A 13,124-nucleotide genomic window follows, 5' to 3' on the forward strand; every position below is an offset into this window, starting at 1 on the left:
TGGAGAGGCGCCATGAGAAGGCGTGGTTTTAGAGCCAAGGGTTTTTGTATTGTGCTGCTTTTCGTGGCAACGACGGGCGCGCTTGACGCTATGGCCCATGGTGCGGCAATGCCGGATCTGGAAAGCCAATACAGCAAAGCGCGCCGTCAGTACCAAAGGCTGCTCAACCAGTTGCAAGACCCTCAAAGCCAGGCGCTTTTTCGAAAAAACATTGAAACATTTCAAGAAATTATCCGACAAGATGCCAAACAGCAGCTGACCGATCGATGTCTTTTCATGATCGCCCAGTCCCATCACCGCCTTCACGACGTGCTCAAATCCGAACACGATTATCGGCAGGCTCTCGCCTTTTACAAACGGCTGGCCCTTCGGTTTCCTCAAAGTCCCTTGGCGGATGACGCCCTTTTTCTTTCGGGCATTCTTTTGGAAGCCAAAGAACCTGCAGAAGCTTACCTGGAATTTTCCAGGCTCTGTGTCCTGTTTCCTCAGGGCGACTGGACACCAAAGGCTCGACAGAAAGCCGAAGCCTTGGCTAGCGCATTGAGCGGAACGGCTTCCATCGGTCCTTCGGCACCTTCGCTGACGGCGGCCGAGGACGGCAAGGCTAAGCCGGGAGGAAAGGGTGCGAGCTCAGACCAAGGGGCAAAGACTGCGCCAGACCGCTCGACGGCGCCCATGTCTTTGAAGGAACCCAAGGTGACTGTGGAAAAAATCCGGCACTGGTCCGGGGACGACTACACGCGCGTGGTGGTTTATCTCAGCGGCCCCGTGCGGTACAGCCGCAGCGAATTTCCGGCCGATCCAGAAAAAAAACAACCCCAGCGCATTGTTCTTGAACTGGAACGCTGTGGTGTGGGGCCCTCCATCAAACCCGTGATCCCCATCATGAACGGGTTTTTGCGAGATGTCCGGCTCAAAGCGTCTTCCGACGAAAAAACCCAGGTTATTGTGGACCTTCAGTCGGTGGAATCCTATCGCGTTTTTTCTCTGGCCGATCCCTCTCGCGTCGTCATCGACGTTCAAGGCAAGAAGAAGCCCACGTCCCAAGCGACAGCACAACCAACCACGCCAACCGCGTCGCTCCCTGCTCCCACGGCCAAGCCCGTTCTCCAAAAAGGCATGCCCAGCATCGTGGAACAGTTGGGCCTTACGGTTCGACGCATCGTGATCGATCCCGGCCATGGCGGGAAAGACAAGGGCGCCATCGGACCCGGCGGCGTGTACGAAAAGGACATCACCCTGGCCGTGGCCAAGGAATTGAAAAAGGTTCTGGAAAAGGAAGGCGGCTACGAAGTCTTTCTCACCCGGAACACCGACCGATACTTGAGCCTGGAAGAGCGCACGGCCATTGCCAACACCAAGAAAGCCGATCTTTTCATTTCCATCCACACCAATGCTCACGAAGATTCCAATCTGGGCGGCATCGAAACCTATTTTCTGAATTTTTCCAAGGACAAGGAGTCCGCGCGTTTGGCCGCCTTGGAAAATGCCACCTCAGCCAAGCCTATCAGTGACTTGGAGGCTATTTTGAACGAACTGTTGCGCCACACCAAGATCAACGAATCCTCGCGCCTGGCTCGTGAGATTCACCAGGGCATGATGCGGGGTTTGGAAGCTCACCCGAATCTGCGCGACCTGGGCGTGAAACAGGCTCCGTTTTATGTGCTCCTGGGTGCGCAAATGCCCAGCGTCTTGATCGAGGCCTGCTTCATTTCCAACCCTCAGGAAGAGCGGCTGCTCAAGCAACCCCAATTTCAGCGTGCTTTGGCCAAAGCCATCTCCAAGGGGATTCGTTCCTACAGGGACCGGCTTGCTCACGTCAGCCGTTTAGGGGAAGATGCATGAATCCATCTGAGGTGAGTGGGGTGAGCCCTGGGACGGTGGTGGAATTTTTTGAAGCCAAGGAATTGCTTCTTGGCGTCTGTCTGGCCGTCAAGGATCAAAAACTGCACGTGCTCACGGAAGCCAACCGGGAAATGGGCCTGGTGCTTCGGCGCGTGGTGTCGGCTTCGCCGAACAAATTGAACCCGGCCCAGCATCGAGACGACCTGTTGCGGGGGCTCAAAAGCCTTCGGCACCTGCGGGAGAGCCTGGCTGCCCAGGTGAACGTGGAGGAACTGTGGTCGGTGCTGGAGGGAGAATCCGAAGCCTATGGCCCTCAGGACTTGGCCGAACTGGTGTTTGCTTCCCAGGTGACCGATGACCATGTGGCCGCCGTGCAAAGGGTTTTGCTGGCGGACCGATTGTACTTTCAGTTCAAAGACGGCCTTTTTACGGCCCGAACGGCGGCACAGGTGGAGCGCCGCCGTGAAGAAATGGCTCGGGAAGCGGAAAGGGAGCGTCTTTTGGAGGAAGGCGCTCAGTGGGTGCGCCGAGTCTGGCAGGCAAAATCCGGGGCACGACAGGAAATCTTTGATCACACGGTTCTGGAAAAGATAAAGGACTTCGGTCTCTTTGGACAGGAATCGGAAAACGCCGCCTTTGTCAAAGAACTTTTCGGCCGTGCCGGAATCCCTGTGCAACCCGCTAGCGCCTTTCGGCTGCTGGTGCGTTTGGGCGTGTGGTCCGAAAACGAAAATCTCTACCTGCACCAGCAGGGATTGAGCTCGGAGTTTTCGGATAAAGCCCTGGCGGCCGCCGAGCGGGCCAAGGAACTTGTGAAAGGGGTCTGGACGGGTGAAGAACGCAGCGATTTTCGATCCCTGGAGGTTTTCACCATTGACAGTGCGACCACGCGGGACTTTGACGATGCCTTGAGTTTTCGCCCTTTGGGCCAAGGGCAGTGGGAAGTGGGCGTCCACATTGCCGATGCCGCCCATTTTGTGGGTTATCATGATGTGCTGGACGAGGAGGCCGCGTCACGGGCGACATCCATTTATCTGCCGGATCGGCGTATTCCCATGCTGCCTTCGGCCTTGTCCGAAGAAGCCTGCAGTTTGTGCCTGGGCAAGGATCGAGCCACGCTGAGTTTCATCATGGAAGTGGACGAGACGGGACAGATTCATCGATGCCTGATTCGGCCAGGGGTTGTTCGCGTGACCCGGCGTTTGACTTATGACCAGGTGGACGGCTTGGTGGAAACCGAGGAAGCGTTCAAGGTTCTGTGGCACTTGAGCGAGCGGCTTCGGGAACAGCGTCGGGAAAGAGGGGCCGTGCTTTTGCCGTTGCCGGAAATCCACGTCAGCGTCAACGACCACGGCATGGTTCAGTTGGTTCGCTATGAAAAGGAAAGCCCGAGCCAGATGATCGTCTCGGAATGGATGATCGCGGCTAACGGCCGCGCCGCCGCGTACCTGGCGGAAAAAAATGTTCCCGCCATTTATCGGTGCCAGGCGGAATGCCGTCCCGAAACGGATCAGGTGCAAAGCGACTATCCCATTTTTCACATCTATCGGCAGCGCCGCCTCTTTGCCCGGGCCGAACTGGAAACGCGACCGGGTCCCCACTGCAGCCTCGGCATGAACCCCTACACCACCGTCACGTCGCCCATACGCCGTTACATCGACCTTGTGGTGCAGCGACAAATCAAAGCCGCTCTTCTCGAGGGGCGCCTAGTGTATGCGGAAGACGAACTGGAAAAGCTGGTGACCCGGGTGCGCGTGCAACTGGGCAAAATCGCCCTTGTGCAACGCAAATGGACGCGCTACTGGATTCTTCGATACCTGGAGCAGGAAGATATTCAAACGCTGCACGCCATTGTTTTGGACAAGAACGCCAAGTTCGCCCACCTGCTCCTGCCCGATTTCCTCTTGGAAGTGCAGGCGCCTCTGCCCACGGACCATCCCGTCGCTGCCGGAGAAATGGTGCGCTTGAAGATTGAGCGGCTACATCCTCGAGACGATGTGCTGCGCGTCCAGATCGTATGAGGCATCTGCGCATTAGCAAGGCTTTGAAAGATTCCCGCCTTAGAAGCCTTTTGGTTGAGCCCGCACTGCTTTTTGGGCATCTGCACCATGTGCGTCGACCATGGTGAGGGTGGGGGTGGAAAGATTTTCGCTATGGCTGAGCGGATGGCCGTGACGCGTCCCTTGGAAAGACGGCCACAGGGCCGTCCTTCAAGAGCCGGGAAACTGGGGAGAGCCTTGAGTAAGGAAGAAAGGCTTTTGGGCGGCGCCCTTGCCGTTTGTGCCATGTCAGAGGGGGTCAGAAAGATGCGGCGGGCATAGAGGATTGAGCTTGAAGCTGATGGAACAGAAAGGCCTCCATGAAATCGTCCAGTTCGCCGTCCAGCACACTGTCCACGTTGCCTTTTTCCACCTGCGTGCGGTGGTCCTTGACCAGCCGATAGGGCTGTAACACGTAGGATCGAATCTGGTTTCCCCACGCGATTTCATCCAGGTTGTCGTGCAGCTCCTGCATCTCCGCTTGCTTTTTCTGCATCTCCCTTTCGTAGAGTCGGGCCCGCAGCACCTTCATGGCGATGTCGCGGTTTCGGTGCTGTGATCGTTCGTTTTGGCATTGCACCACGATGCCCGTGGGAAGGTGCGTGATGCGCACGGCCGAACTGGTCTTGTTCACGTGCTGGCCCCCGGCGCCGCTGGAACGATAGGTTTCCACCTGAAGGTCCGAGGGTTTGATGTCGATGACGACGGAATCATCCACTTCCGGGTACACAAACACAGCGGCAAAGGATGTGTGGCGGCGTCCACTGGCGTCAAAGGGGGAAATCCTCACCAGGCGATGCACACCGGATTCTCCTTTGAGCAGCCCATAGGCGTAAGGGCCGGTGACCGTGAAGGTGGCGCTCTTGATGCCCGCTTCTTCTCCTTCCAAAAGATCCACCACTTCGGTTTGAAAGCCGCGGCGTTCACACCACCGCAGATACATGCGTAAGAGCATTTGCGCCCAGTCCTGGGCTTCCGTGCCGCCAGCCCCTGCATTGATGCTCACGATGGCGTTGCGAGCATCGTTTTCACCGGCCAGTGTCTGGCGAACTTCCAGTGCCTTGATTTTCTTCTGGATTTCCTTGGCCTTACGCGCCACGTCCCGGATTGTGTCGCCGTCGTCTTCTTCAAGGGCCAGGTCGAAAAGCAGTTCGTTGTCTTCCAGTTCGGTTTTCAGGGCGTCGTATTCTACAACGATTTCCGAAAGCTGGGCTCTTTCCTTAAGCACCGTTTTGGATTTTTCGGGGTCCTCCCAAAAATCCTGCGCGGTCATCAAACGATCCAACTCCTGAAGCCGCCGGCGTTTTCCCGCAATGTCAAAGATAGCCTCCCAGCGTGTCCACCCTTTGGTGCAGATCTTTCAAAGCGCCTCGAAGTTCCGTGGTTTCGATGACCATAATGTTGTCCTCCTTGTCAACCGTCCTGAGACCGTATTTTTAATAATAACACTCGGAAAAGGTGCTTTCCAGGAGGCTGTCCAAGAAGACTTTCTGGAGGTCCTGCCAGCCCTTGTCACGATACATGTAACCCAAGTTTTCCGGGGAGCAGAGCAAGAACGCCTTCCGTCGGAGCGGCGCAAGCCAGCATTCCTTATCGCCCCTTGCGCCGCTCTGCCGTCTCAAGCCGAAAGGACGCGGCCAAACTATTCTTGGACAAGCTCCAAAAGGCGTCTTTTGAAAAGCGCCGTCGTCGAGCGCGCTCCCCATACACGACACAGAGCAGCGCCGTCAAGGTGCAGCCCCACGCAAAGACATCCCCGTAGCGCACATAAAAAGAAGGCGTTTTTGTTCCGGGGAAAACGGCGGCCTTGGCGGTGGCGGCCACGTTTAACGGCAGAGCGGTCACGGTTTTACCCGTGGCATCAAAGACGGCGCTGATTCCCGTATTGGCACAGCGCACCAAAGGCACACGGGTTTCCACGGCGCGCCAGCGCGCGATGTCCAGATGCTGGTATGGAGCGGCCGTGCGACCGAACCACGCGTCGTTGGTCAAGTTCACAAGCACTCGAGCGCCGTGTCGTACGGCGTCCCGGGCCAATTCCGGAAAGATGGCTTCGTAACAGATGAGCACCCCGACAGAGGTGTCCTTGAAGGGAAAGACCGAAGGGCCTTTTCCAGGCACGAAATCCCCGGCGGCGACCACGAGTTTTTCCACAAAGAAGAGCACGCGCTTCAAGGGCACGTATTCTCCAAAGGGGACCAGGTGGCGTTTGGCGTAGAAAGCCACAAGACCGTGGTCGGGATGCAGCAGCACGGCGCGGTTTTGCAGGCGCGGGGAGGCGCCGTCGGGGATCACCCAGGGGATACCCAGAAGAATGGGCACATTGACAGACGTGGCAATGTCATGAAGCTTTCGCGTAGGGATGTCTTCGTAGCCGTAGAAAAAGGGGGCCGCCGTCTCCGGCCAGACCAAAAGGTCCACGGGTTTGTCCTGGACAGCCGCCTGCGAAAGATTCTCGTAAATGTTCAGGGTCGCTTTTTGATACTCCGGGTCCCATTTGACGGACTGGTCGATGTTTCCTTGAACAAGGGCGACTTCCAGGGGCTGCGGAGGGTCCTGACGGGGAATTTCAAAAGATTTTTGGCGCCACAGGCCGTAGCCCACAAAGAGCATGGCGCACAGAGCGGCGGTGCACACATGGCTGAGGGCAAAGCGTCTTGTGATAAGCCTTGCCAGCACCGTATTGCCCAGAACCACAAGCCAGCCCACACCGTAGACGCCTGCCAGATCGGCCGTCTGCAAAAGAGGGGTCAACGTCGTTTGCGTGTAACCCACATTGGTCCAAGGAAAACCCGTCAACAGATGGGCTCTCCCCCATTCCAGCGCGATCCACAGACAAGGAAGCCCCCAAACTTCCAACCCTTGAGATCTTTGCCAGCGCTGAGCGGCGGCAAAAAAGAGCGCGTGATAGAGGGCGAGATAGGCGCACAGAAGACACAGCACCGCCGTAGACAAAGCTGCGGGCAGGTTACCATAGCGGCTCACCACATAGGTGATCCAGTAGAGCGTGGTCAGGTGATGAAGAAACCCGGCAAGAAAACCCAGGGAAAACGCCGTACGAAAAGAGACCTTGTCTAGATGGACCAGAAGGGGAACCAGAGCAATCCAGCCGGCGAAGGCATAATGCCAGGAAGGAAAGCCTGCCGAGAGCAGCAGGCCCGTGGCGCACGCGGCCGTCCAGGGGGAGCCGAGCAGGCCCATCAGGGGAGGGATCCCTCTCAATGGGAGGATTCCGATTCCGCCGAAGTGCTTTCCAGAAGCCCTTCATGGCGGCGGATTCGAACCTTTTGCACCTTACGGCTGTCGGCGGCTTCCACAATCATTTCCAGGTTCTTGAACACGACCTTTTCATGGACGACGGGCACCCGGCCCAACCGGCTGATGATGAAACCGCCCACGGATTCAAACTTGCCCTCAGGAAACTCCAAGTCCAGATAATCCTCCAGCTCTTCCACATCGAGCCGAGCATCCACCAGGATGGAGCCGTCTTCTTGTTCCACCAGCCAGTTCTCTTCCGCGTCGTACTCATCCATGATGTCACCGATGATTTCTTCGATGATGTCTTCCATGGTGAGGACGCCCGCCGTGCCGCCGTATTCATCGATGACGATGGCCATGTGCGACTTGCGATGCCGAAGATCCCGCAAGACTTCACTGATTTTCTTGGATTCGGGAATGAAATAGGGCGCTCGAAGGATCTTTTGCAGATCCAGCTCGGTCTTGCCCCAGTGTTGCAACAGATCCTTGGCATGCAAGATGCCGATGATGTTGTCGATGGAATCCTGATAAATGGGAATGCGCGAGTGACCCGATTCCACGATAAGGGCGATGAGGGATTCCACGGTGGATTCCTGGGGAGCGGCGACGGTGTCCGTGCGCGGTACCATCACCTCGCGAGCCACCGTGTCCCGAAAGGAAAAGATCCCTTGAATCATTTCCCCTTCGTCTTCAGAGATGAGCCCGCGCTCTTCGCCCTCGTCAATGAGCTGCTGGATCTGCTTTTCCAAATCCCTGGGTTGGTCGATCCGCGCAAGGCGGCGCAGAGCTTTTTTCAGCCAGCGCGACAAGCCTTTGGCAGGTTCTTCTTCCAAATCGTTCCCTCTACCTTGCAACACGGTCCCTACAGCCGAAATCCTCTGAGGATCGGCAGACACCCATGATCTTACGCAAATCTAACAAGCGCCGTCAAAGCTTGTCTAGAAAAATATGGGCGAGGATCTTGTGGACCAATCGTGCGGCAAGAAAATCCGGGGCCACCATGCCCGGAATGGGGCACAATTCCATGACATCGAAGCCCACAACGCGCCTGTGCGACGTCACTGCTCGAATGATGGACAGAAGATCATACCAGCCCAACCCTCCCGGCTCCGGTGTCCCCACCGCGGGCATAATGGAAGGGTCCAGCACATCCAAATCAATGGTCACATACACATCGGGGCCCAGAGCGTTGAGGATTCGAGACACCGCCGAGGCGTCTCGGACCACTTCCTCGGCAAAAAAGGATGGCATCGCCCTGCGCCGAACAAGGTCGTGTTCTTCCCGGGTCATGGAACGCAGACCCGCCTGGACCAGAGTCGCCATGTCTAACACGTGGCGCATGACACAGGCATTGCTGAACGGGGTGTGCTGGTAGGATTCCCGAAGGTCAGGGTGCGCGTCCAGATGCAGCACCGTGAGAGATCCAAAGTGTTCGCAAGCTGCCTGAATCATGCCCAAGGACATGAGGTGTTCGCCGCCGAGGAGCACCGGGATCTTTTCTGCGGCAAACAAGGCCGTGCCCACCGCTCGCACCCTTTCCACCATGTCTCGAGGAGAAGCGGCCGTGACCTGAATTTCCCCAAGGGTGGCGATACCCTGTCGATACGGTTCCGTGCCCGTGTCTTCCTCGTAGCACTCCAGTTCCCGCGACGCCGCAAGGATCGCTCGAGGCCCCTCGCGCGTGCCGGATCGAAATGTCGTGGTGCCATCGTACGGCGCCGCGACAATCACGGCCCGCGCCTTCTCCACGGATTGGCTGTATTCGGGCAGTCCCAGAAAAGACAAACAGGGACCGATGTGCTGCATCACCTCGGTCCCCAGCCCATGCGCGGTGTGCTTCATGAACGGTCAGCGGCTCCGCTGGCGCAGCACGCGGTCCATGCGCACCACGTGTGTGGAATCTTCAATGGTGTTAGGAAATTCCTGTCCCCGATCCAAGACGTTGATTTCGCACTTTTGAATGCGAAACCGTTCCTTGACGGCCGCCACCGCTTTGTCGGTATCGAAAGGCTTGCAGGAAAACATGTCCAGGCTGAGATACCTCTTTTCGGGGAAGGTATGAATGCTGATGTGGCTTTCCGCGATGAGCACGAACCCGGAAATGCCCCAATCCTCAGGAACCGTCCCGTTGTAACGAAAGACATAAGGGGGCATGATCTTGGTCATTTCCATCTCTTGGGGATACTCGTCCAAGAAATTGTAGATCACGTTGATGTCCTGCAAAACTTCAGGATCACATCCGTACCCGTCCAGCATCAGATGGACCCCGAAGCCGAATTCCGGTTTTTTCATCTTCATCTCGTGCACCTCCCCGACCTTTCCATCCATCGACCCGGAAGCCCAAAGCCGCCCGTGACGGCAGAGCTGGATCTTCACTCCAGAGACCTCAAAACCGGGACTGGCTCACCACCCACAACAGATGGGCTTCACCCCGGCCGGCATTTTCCACCCAGTGCCGCGTGGAACTCTTAAAGTAGAAACAATCGCCCACGTTGAGCCGATGGGGTTTGTTGTCAAACCACAGCGTGATCGATCCCTTCAGGACCAAGCCGAACTCTTCCCCCTCATGAGGGGTGTGCTCCAAGGTTCGGGCCCCTTTTTGCAACCACACCATCACCGGATCCATGATCCGGCCTTGGGCTCGGGGCAGCAAAAAATAGATGGCGCACTCCTGCGTCGATTCAGAACTGAGCACCCGCGCTTTCTTGCGAGCCACCACCGAAGGGCTCGGCATGTCTTGGAAAAACTCGGCCAGATCCACTCCCAGCACGTCCAGAATGCTTTTCAAAGTGGCGATGGACGGGGACGTCAGGTCCCGTTCCAGCTGGGAAATGAATCCCTTGGTCAAATAGGCCCGATTGGCCAGTTCCTCCTGGGTCAAGCCGTTTTCCATGCGAAGCCGTCGAAGCTTATCGCCGATCCTGAGGCCGTCCTCCATGGTTTACCTATATTAAACAGAAAGTTTAAAAAAGCGCGCTTTGTATAAGAGCGCGGACCGACAATGTCAAGAAAAAATTCTGAGGCCAATTGCAGAGCCAAGAACGCCGTTCACTGGCGGAATCGGCGGTGCAGGCGGGTTCAGCGAAGGGATTGAAGGGGTTTGGCGGTTGGGGCGCAAGCGCTATCGGGGGGCTTGTCGCTGTCGCCGTTCAGGCACAGCCGGTTGCCGCCCAATCCCTTTTTGGCTCGATACTGGGCCTTGTCGGCCCTGTGAATCATGTCGTCGATGCTTTTTTGCACGTCGCCGTCCAGGTATCGGAACTGGGCGGCTCCAATGGAAAGGCTTGTGGGGGTGGCGTCCAGAGCGGCGTAGCGCCTTTGAATGCGTTCCACCACCAGGCGCACTTGTTCGGCATTGAGGTGCGGCAGCACCACGGTGAATTCGTCACCACCGTAGCGAAAGGCCGAATCCACGTGTTCGCGAATGCACTGTTGCAAGATGGTGCCCAGCTCAACGAGCAGTAAATCTCCGGCCTGATGCCCTTCTTGATCGTTGTACTGCTTGAAGAAGTCGATATCGATGAACACCAGAAAGAGCGGATGACCGTAGCGCACCGAACGGACCGCTTCCTGCAGCAAAACGCTGCGAAGATGTCGGCGGTTGAACAGCCCGGTCAAGGGATCTCGAATGGCCAGCTGCTCCAGTTCCCGCCGCAGGAAACGCTCGCGCAGGAGCCGCCGAATTTTGGCTTCCAGTTTGTCCAACCCAAAGGGCTTGGTGATGAAATCCGCGGCTCCGGCCCTGATGACGTCCACGTATTTGTACTTGGTGGCATGCCCTGTGATGGCGATGACATCCGTGTTCGGGTAATGTTGTTGAATGTGCTTAATGAGCTCCATGCCGTCCATGCGGGGCATATCCATGTCGGTGATGACGATGTCATAGGTATCGTTTTTGAGCTTTTCACAGGCATCCACGCCGTCGGCGGCCAGATTCACCTGGTGGCCGATATAATTTAAGCTTTCCGCTACCAATTCCCGCACGCTGTGCTCATCATCCACCACCAGGATGCGCTGCAACCCGAAATGCTGATCTTGCAATGGGGGTCTCATGCGTTCTTTTCCCACGAAGCGTTTGCACAAGTTTGATTTTTACATTACGTTGTTTGGGCAGATTTGGCAACGGATTTTGCAGGTCCCTGAGGCGTCTTGTTCAGGAACGCCTTTTGGAGCAAGAGTGCCGGCGGACAGGTCATGGAGAGGATTCTCATCATTCATAAAAAAGGTCGTCCCGATGCCGCCCGACTGGCCGAGGATCTTGCGGCGTGGCTTAGCCGCAAGGGCTTTTCCGCCACGGCTCGAGAAAACCTCCCCGACACGGGAACCTTCAGCCCTCCGTCTCCGCCACCCATGGATGCCGATGCCGTCGTGGTGCTCGGCGGTGACGGCACCCTGCTCAGCGTAGCCCGCCAGATGGGGGACCGAAACATTCCCATCGTGGGCGTGAATCTAGGCGGGCTGGGGTTTCTGACGGAAATCAGCCGCGAACGGTGTTTTCGGGACCTGGACCACGTGTTGTCCGGAGCTCACGAGATCGAAGAGCGTATGCGGCTGCGGGTCTCTGTTCAGAGGCAGGGGCACGAAGTCTTTGTCCAGACGGTTCTCAACGACGCAGTGATCAACAAGGGGGCGCTCGCCCGCATTGTGGATTTGGATACCCACATCGACGAGCGCTACCTCACCCATTACCGCGCCGACGGCCTCATTGCCGCCACCCCCACGGGATCCACGGCCTATAACCTTTCGGCCGGCGGCCCAATTGTTTATCCCACCGCCCAAGCCGTGATTCTCACCCCCATCTGCCCCTTTACCTTATCCAACCGCCCCATCATTCTTCCGGCATCCTCGGTCATTCAAGTCAGGCTGGACGACAAAGCGCAGGACGTGACGCTGACCTGCGACGGGCAGGTGGGCCATCGTCTGGCCCCCAACGATGCCATTGTTATTGCCAAGTCCCCTCATAGCCTCAAGCTCATCAAAGCCGCCAGCATGGATTACTTCAACATTCTGCGCACCAAACTCAAATGGGGTCAGAGCTGTGCGGGTTAAGGGACAAAGCCGGCCAGAGCGCCTCACAACGCCCGCATCCATTCCGGCTTCAAAGGCACCCGTCGGTCCAAGGCGGCATCGATGAGCGCCAAGCCCTTTTCCTTGTCTGAGGGCATTTTCACCTTAAGGGGCAAGTAGTTGGAAGCGTGGTTGGAAAGAAACAACCCCCGGGACATGTGCGTGTGCGCCAGCATTTCCCGCAGTTCCTTGAGGAGTTCCAGGGGCGTGAGCAGGGGAAATTCCCCGCGCCGCACCTGTTCGCCCAGGGGCGTGTTGGGCAGCACCATCAGGGTCAGGGCACCCACATAATGGGGATCCATGGCCGTCAGCAGGGATCCGGTCGCCTGCGCATGCTCCAAAGATCGATCACGGCCCGCGATGCCCAAAAGGACGGTGACCGAGAGTTTCATTCCGGCTTCGCGAACCCGCTGACCTGCCTCGATCAATTTCTCCCGAGACACGCCCTTTCGAATGGCGTGAAGGGTTTGTGGATCGCCGCTTTCCACCCCCAAGTACACAATGCCCAAGCCCAGATCCTTGAGTTCCGCCAGTTCCTGAGGTGTCTTGCGCAAAATGCTCTTAGCGTTGCCGTAAAGGCCCACCCTTTGAATCCACGGCATGGCGCGGCGGATCTTTTGCAAAATGCCGACGAGCCGAGGCTGGGGCACGATGAGGGCGTCGCCGTCGGTGAGGAACACGCGGCGTAAGAATGGAAAATGCGTTGCCGCGTAGGCGATGTCCTGGTCAATGCTGTCCTGGTCCTTGATCCGAAAACGCACGCCTTTATACGTGCCGCAGAACGTGCACTTGTTGTGGCTGCACCCGACGGTGACCTGCAAAAGAATGCTCTCTGCTTCACTGGGCGGCCGAATGATCGTGCCTTCGTAATGCATGCCGTCCACGAATCAGCGTCTCCTCCTTTGCATGTTTGGC

At 57.3% G+C, this 13,124-nt stretch carries 11 protein-coding genes; 3 read left to right on the forward strand and 8 right to left on the reverse strand.

The annotated features are described in order from the left end of the window. Window positions 1–12: 12 nt before the first annotated feature. Both ACUVSA_RS01895 and ACUVSA_RS01900 read left to right on the forward strand, forming a co-directional pair. A complete protein-coding gene (locus tag ACUVSA_RS01895) occupies window positions 13–1,845 on the forward strand; it encodes an N-acetylmuramoyl-L-alanine amidase (protein WP_445893578.1) in 1,833 nt (610 codons plus the stop codon). Then, on the forward strand, window positions 1,842–3,866 hold the full coding sequence (locus ACUVSA_RS01900) for a ribonuclease catalytic domain-containing protein (protein WP_445893579.1): 2,025 nt from the start codon (window positions 1,842–1,844) through the stop codon (window positions 3,864–3,866). The genes ACUVSA_RS01895 and ACUVSA_RS01900 overlap by 4 nt, the downstream gene beginning before the upstream one ends. 277 nt (window positions 3,867–4,143) lie before the next feature. Here ACUVSA_RS01900 and prfB read toward each other — a convergent pair. The 7 genes from prfB to ACUVSA_RS01935 all read right to left on the reverse strand — a co-directional run bounded on the left by prfB (window position 4,144) and on the right by ACUVSA_RS01935 (window position 11,195). After that, window positions 4,144–5,281, reverse strand: a protein-coding gene (prfB, locus tag ACUVSA_RS01905) for a peptide chain release factor 2 (RefSeq protein WP_445890672.1) whose coding sequence is annotated in 2 segments (ribosomal slippage) — window positions 4,144–5,202 and window positions 5,204–5,281 — 1,137 coding nt in all. Because the reading frame shifts where the segments join, the coding sequence is not laid out codon by codon here. 193 nt (window positions 5,282–5,474) lie between these two features. Then, complete coding sequence (gene lnt / locus ACUVSA_RS01910; RefSeq protein ID WP_445893580.1) at window positions 5,475–7,085, reverse strand: apolipoprotein N-acyltransferase; 1,611 nt, start codon at window positions 7,083–7,085, stop codon at window positions 5,475–5,477. Window positions 7,086–7,102: 17 nt separating this feature from the next. Next, complete coding sequence (locus tag ACUVSA_RS01915; RefSeq protein ID WP_445893581.1) at window positions 7,103–7,975, reverse strand: hemolysin family protein; 873 nt, start codon at window positions 7,973–7,975, stop codon at window positions 7,103–7,105. 94 nt (window positions 7,976–8,069) lie between these two features. Then, window positions 8,070–8,984, reverse strand: a complete 915-nt coding sequence (gene speB, locus ACUVSA_RS01920; RefSeq protein WP_445893582.1) for an agmatinase — start codon at window positions 8,982–8,984, stop codon at window positions 8,070–8,072. Between the two features lie 6 nt (window positions 8,985–8,990). Continuing rightward, entirely contained in the window at window positions 8,991–9,440 is a 450-nt protein-coding gene (gene speD, locus ACUVSA_RS01925) for an adenosylmethionine decarboxylase (protein ID WP_445890668.1), read from the reverse strand. Window positions 9,441–9,528: 88 nt separating this feature from the next. Further along, window positions 9,529–10,080 carry a helix-turn-helix domain-containing protein gene (locus ACUVSA_RS01930; protein ID WP_445890667.1) on the reverse strand — a complete coding sequence of 184 codons (552 nt, stop codon included), beginning with the start codon at window positions 10,078–10,080 and terminating at the stop codon, window positions 9,529–9,531. 140 nt (window positions 10,081–10,220) lie between these two features. Then, entirely contained in the window at window positions 10,221–11,195 is a 975-nt protein-coding gene (locus ACUVSA_RS01935) for a diguanylate cyclase (protein ID WP_445890666.1), read from the reverse strand. 141 nt (window positions 11,196–11,336) lie between these two features. Between ACUVSA_RS01935 and ACUVSA_RS01940 the strand changes: the two genes are divergently transcribed. Then, a complete protein-coding gene (locus ACUVSA_RS01940) occupies window positions 11,337–12,191 on the forward strand; it encodes an NAD(+)/NADH kinase (RefSeq protein ID WP_445893583.1) in 855 nt (284 codons plus the stop codon). A gap of 23 nt (window positions 12,192–12,214) precedes the next feature. On the opposite strand, the gene ACUVSA_RS01945 is transcribed toward ACUVSA_RS01940, so the two are convergent. Then, window positions 12,215–13,084, reverse strand: coding sequence for a radical SAM protein (locus ACUVSA_RS01945; protein WP_445890720.1), 870 nt, complete (start codon window positions 13,082–13,084; stop codon window positions 12,215–12,217). Window positions 13,085–13,124 lie beyond the last annotated feature (40 nt).

Source organism: Desulfosoma sp. (assembly GCF_052743555.1).

Excerpts from the sequence above, each read along its gene's own strand:
- ACUVSA_RS01895 (WP_445893578.1), top strand. The coding sequence starts at position 13 with ATGAGAAGGCGTGGTTTTAGAGCCAAGGGTTTTTGTATTGTGCTGCTT.
- ACUVSA_RS01900 (WP_445893579.1), top strand. The coding sequence starts at position 1,842 with ATGAATCCATCTGAGGTGAGTGGGGTGAGCCCTGGGACGGTGGTGGAA.
- lnt (WP_445893580.1), bottom strand. The coding sequence starts at position 7,085 with ATGGGCCTGCTCGGCTCCCCCTGGACGGCCGCGTGCGCCACGGGCCTG.
- speB (WP_445893582.1), bottom strand. The coding sequence starts at position 8,984 with ATGAAGCACACCGCGCATGGGCTGGGGACCGAGGTGATGCAGCACATC.
- speD (WP_445890668.1), bottom strand. The coding sequence starts at position 9,440 with ATGAAGATGAAAAAACCGGAATTCGGCTTCGGGGTCCATCTGATGCTG.
- ACUVSA_RS01930 (WP_445890667.1), bottom strand. The coding sequence starts at position 10,080 with ATGGAGGACGGCCTCAGGATCGGCGATAAGCTTCGACGGCTTCGCATG.
- ACUVSA_RS01935 (WP_445890666.1), bottom strand. The coding sequence starts at position 11,195 with ATGAGACCCCCATTGCAAGATCAGCATTTCGGGTTGCAGCGCATCCTG.
- ACUVSA_RS01940 (WP_445893583.1), top strand. The coding sequence starts at position 11,337 with ATGGAGAGGATTCTCATCATTCATAAAAAAGGTCGTCCCGATGCCGCC.
- ACUVSA_RS01945 (WP_445890720.1), bottom strand. The coding sequence starts at position 13,084 with ATGCATTACGAAGGCACGATCATTCGGCCGCCCAGTGAAGCAGAGAGC.